The organism is Vibrio fujianensis (assembly GCF_002749895.1).
Classification (GTDB): domain Bacteria; phylum Pseudomonadota; class Gammaproteobacteria; order Enterobacterales; family Vibrionaceae; genus Vibrio; species Vibrio fujianensis.
Genome location: NZ_NBUS01000040.1, coordinates 175180 through 179362, shown reverse-complemented (window position 1 = coordinate 179362; position 4183 = coordinate 175180). Strand labels below are relative to the sequence as shown.

The 4183-nt window shown below is 43.6% G+C and carries 6 protein-coding genes; 2 read left to right on the top strand and 4 right to left on the bottom strand.

Annotation, left to right across the window (positions count from 1 at the left end; translation table 11 throughout):
• The coding region (locus B7C60_RS18150) for a lipoyl protein ligase domain-containing protein (RefSeq protein ID WP_425445498.1) at window positions 1–306 on the bottom strand (306 nt) is incomplete at its 3' end.
• 223 nt (window positions 307–529) lie between these two features.
• On the opposite strand from B7C60_RS18150, the gene B7C60_RS06665 reads away from it, so the two are divergent.
• Complete coding sequence (locus tag B7C60_RS06665) at window positions 530–760, top strand: VF530 family protein (RefSeq protein WP_099610982.1); 231 nt, start codon at window positions 530–532, stop codon at window positions 758–760.
• A gap of 128 nt (window positions 761–888) precedes the next feature.
• On the opposite strand, the gene B7C60_RS06660 is transcribed toward B7C60_RS06665, so the two are convergent.
• Both B7C60_RS06660 and B7C60_RS06655 read right to left on the bottom strand, forming a co-directional pair.
• A complete protein-coding gene (locus B7C60_RS06660; RefSeq protein WP_157928685.1) occupies window positions 889–1803 on the bottom strand; it encodes a VirK/YbjX family protein in 915 nt (304 codons plus the stop codon).
• A 329-nt stretch (window positions 1804–2132) separates the two neighbouring features.
• A complete protein-coding gene (locus B7C60_RS06655; RefSeq protein WP_099610981.1) occupies window positions 2133–2768 on the bottom strand; it encodes an NAD(P)-dependent oxidoreductase in 636 nt (211 codons plus the stop codon).
• A 120-nt stretch (window positions 2769–2888) separates the two neighbouring features.
• On the opposite strand from B7C60_RS06655, the gene B7C60_RS06650 reads away from it, so the two are divergent.
• Window positions 2889–3785, top strand: coding sequence for a LysR family transcriptional regulator (locus B7C60_RS06650; protein WP_099611085.1), 897 nt, complete (start codon window positions 2889–2891; stop codon window positions 3783–3785).
• Window positions 3786–3845: 60 nt separating this feature from the next.
• Here the strand turns inward: B7C60_RS06650 and B7C60_RS18145 are convergent.
• Window positions 3846–4183 (bottom strand): helicase-related protein (locus tag B7C60_RS18145; protein WP_245868730.1); only part of this gene is annotated, 338 nt, incomplete at its 5' end.

The window sequence follows — 4183 nt, the reverse complement described above, 5'->3', positions numbered from 1 at the left end:
TGTTGATATCTGTTTATCATATTCAGGCTTACCCGCCATAAAAGTAAAGTTAGTATTCCCCAAATCGTGGAATACAGCCCCGCCTCCTGTCTGTCGACGGGCCAGTTTGACGTTATCTTGCTCCATTCGTTCGATTCGACATTCTCGCCAAGGGTTTTGCGCACGACCAATGACGACCGTATCAGCATTGCGCCACAAAAACAGAATACGTTGATCAGCGGGCATCGAGCGGAAAATCGTATCTTCAACCGCTAAGTTAAACCAAGGATTGGTTGATTCAGAAATTAGAATTCGGGTACGAGTCATGTCTAGTTCACATTGATATTAACCAAACCATTATCCTACTGAGCATAACTCAAGATAGCGAGCAAAAATCCGCTCGCAAGGTCAACAAACCCTAGCGCATACCAACCAGCCAATCCAGCATCTCACCATCGCGTATGTTCAATTACTTCAAGAACGGCCCTACTGCACATTTCTAACTAAGCGCGCTATACTTACTAGCTCAATCATTACTGACGCCAATTTTATGCCAATAAACAATCCCCATGTGCAGCCACATAACCCTTTACACGGCTTAACCTTAGAAAAAATTCTCACTCGATTGGTAGAACATTATGGCTGGCAAGGATTAGCGCAACACATTAATCTCAACTGTTTTAAAAGCGATCCGTCAATCAAATCTTCCTTGAAATTTTTACGGCGTACAGAGTGGGCAAGAAATAAGGTGGAAAAGATCTATCTTGAGACTTTTCATTAAACCATATACCTAAACAACTTGGCGTTGCAGGTAGGCGGCAAGTGTATAGATTAAATAAAGGGCTGAGCAGCCCTTTATCTCCTACCGACGTGACATTATGAAGGGATATCGTTTTACAACTTGGATAATTAACCGCTCAATTGCTTAAGTCGATCACCAATCGCTAGCTCTAACTCATCTAACCATTGATAACGTTTGGTATACAAACGACGCTTATTACGGTTTAAACTCTCAATCTCTTTGCGAGCCGGTAACATAGGAATGCAATATAAATAGCGATTGATTTTTTCCGCCTCATATTCTGTCCATAGCTCATCATAATCAAAACTAACTTTATTACGCTTAGAGCCAATATAACGCAATGCTTGATAAATATGGCCACGATTAGCAATTGCATAACAGCGCTCAACACCCAACTGACGAGACACTAATAACGCTAACTCAACCATTAATGCTTTCGTCCGTAAACCATGTACTGTACGGGTTAAATCTTTAATAATTTGCTGACGGTTTTCAATCTTATCACTTGGGCCTTGCAAGGCTCCGATATACATCGTTTTACCGTGATCAGAAAAATGAAAGCTGATCGAATAAATAATAGTCTCCGCTTGATTCACTAAGCTTAAACCCATTGCCCCCTCACGGCTGGCTCCTCGGTTTAAACGAATATCATAGGTTTCACCATTTTTATCTTCGATACATAATAAGCTCACACCTTGGGCGGACATGATCTCCGTACAATGCTCACCAAAACGCTCAGCTACAAATAAAAAATGCTGCTCAAGGAGCTCCACCCTTTGCATTAGCGATAAATCAACACAGAGGTAGGGCTTTAGTGGTTTTTCTAATAGCTGTGGATTGTCATTCAGCACCTTAGCGAGAATAGGCTGCTCAAACATTGATAACATCCGCCGCACAGCTTGGGGGTACAACAATGTCCATAAACGAAAACGCCAGTTTTTACGTATACGAGACCAGCCTTTACTCTCTGGATAAATTTTTTCCGCCCATGCCGGCAGATCATTTTGGATATTAGTCAACATAATATAACTCACACTGCGCCAGTGGTAGGATAAATCACCCACCAGAACAAATAGACATAGAATGCAATTATACAGCGTTTTATTACTCTGGACTCGATGACTAATGTATGGGATTGTATGGAGACTCAATCTATACCTAAACAACTTGGCGTTGCAGGTAGGCGGCAAGTGAGTGACAAATTTGTCTGGAACAAATTTGAACAGCCGTAGGCTGGCTTTCATAATCCCCATCAGCATAGATAGGCTATATGATTGGGGTGAAGAACGTAGCCAACACCCCTGCAGATTCAAGTAGGAAGGGGATAAATATCAGCGTTGATAACGATCCGTTAGTAGGCAACTCCGACTCGCTGCTGCGCAAAAGACGCCGTTTCTAACATATCCAGCATTGCCACTGCATAATCACTGACCGAAATCCGACTATGCCCATCTTGGTCGGCAAGTAGCTGATCACCACCGATTCGATAAGCTCCTTGCTTCTCACCAGGGAAAATCTCAGCCGCTGGGCTAACAAAAGTCCAATTCAGTAGACTATCGCTACTTCTAAAAATGGCCAAGGCTTCACCTTGTGCCAGTGCTTCTGGTTTATATTCGCTTGGAAAGTCCGGTAAAGAGACCAGTGCAACCCCCGGTGAAACTTCTAACGAACCGGCTCCCCCAACCCAAAGTAAACGCTTGACGCCTACTTGAGGTAATTGGCTTAATAATAGCTCTGCCGTCTTAGCCACAATACCATGTTCCCCGTTTGCTCGACCGCCAATCGACACCATGACGACATCAATACCGGCAAATAATTGCGCAAAATTAGTTTGATTGTGCAGGTCAAACTGACGTACTTCGACATTCGCATCGGTCATTTTAGCGGGATCACGCACCATAGCGACCACATCATGCCGACGAGACAGGGCTTCTTGCACTAAATGGCTACCGATCCAACCCGAAGCTCCAACAATAGCAACTTTCATTCTTTAACACCCTAATGTTTAATTTATCAACAGATGCTAGTGTAGTCGCCCCTGAACGAGTGATAAATGGTCAGAAAGGATGTAGATTGTATCTAGATAAGATACTAATAAGAGATGACCATGGATAAATTAACCGCGATGCGCAGCTTTGTAGAAGTCGCCAACATTGGCAGTTTCACTCAAGCGGCAGAAAACCTTAACTTAAGTCGCTTACAAGTCTCACGCCATGTCCAAGAAATTGAAGATTGGTTAAAACAGCGTTTGTTGCATCGAACCACACGCAAAGTGAGCCTAACAGCATCTGGGGAAGAAGCGCTAAGACAGTGTGAAAAAATCCTCCATCAAACAGCAGAATTAGAAATGCGAGCGCTAGAGCAATCGCAGTCACTGTCTGGACGCATTCGAATTTCGGTACCGATTGGTTTGGCACGTTATCTCCTGCTTGATGCGGTAGAAGCGTTTACTGACCAGAACCCACAAGTAACGATTGATATTCTTGCTTCCGATCGCTTAGCTCAACTGGTTGATGAACGGGTAGATATTGCACTGCGTTTTACTCCCCAACCCGACGAACAATTAATTGCTCGACGTCTTTTTCAAGTCGATACGGTCGCTTGTGCTGCACCGACTTATCTTGCTCAACATCAACCGATTACGCAGCCAAGTGATCTAGCTAAGCACAACTGTTTTGTCCATCTTTCACATCATAAATGGGAATTTATTCGTGATAACCAAACCTACAGTGTCAATGTCAATGGTACGATTCGAGCGAACGATATGAGCCTAATCTGCCGGGCAACATTACATGGTAAAGGTGTTGCTCTACTCCCTTGTGATTTAGCCAATCGCTACTTAAAAGATCGCGCCCTCATCCAGATATTACCCGACTACCATTTAGCGACCAGCGCATTGTGGGCGGTGTATTTATCGCGCAGCTATCAGTCGCCACTCGTGCGGCAATTTATCGATTTTGTCAGCACACAATGGGATAATTTAAATATGACCGTACCAGAATAAAGCAGCTTCCACTGATTGATAAGAATGAGGCTGACAGCATGAATCCATCAGCCTCATTGGTTATTGGATGCGTTTGTGTTTTGGTACATAGTTAAGAATAGAGATCGGCACTGGCTTTTTCGGCTCAAACCCCTCAACCACTCTACGCTCAATTAAGTGACCTAATCGGCTTTCAATCATGCAAAGATTTTTAAAATTATCTTTCGAGACAAAAGAAATCGCTTCACCTTTCTCGCCCGCTCGTCCTGTACGTCCAATACGGTGCACATACTCATCAGCAGGAAATGGCAAATCATAATTGACGACTCGTGCCAACGCTTGAATATCGATACCACGAGCCCCGACTCCAGTTGCTACCAAGTATTTGATTTTACCGGCTTTGAAATCTTCTAGAAGTT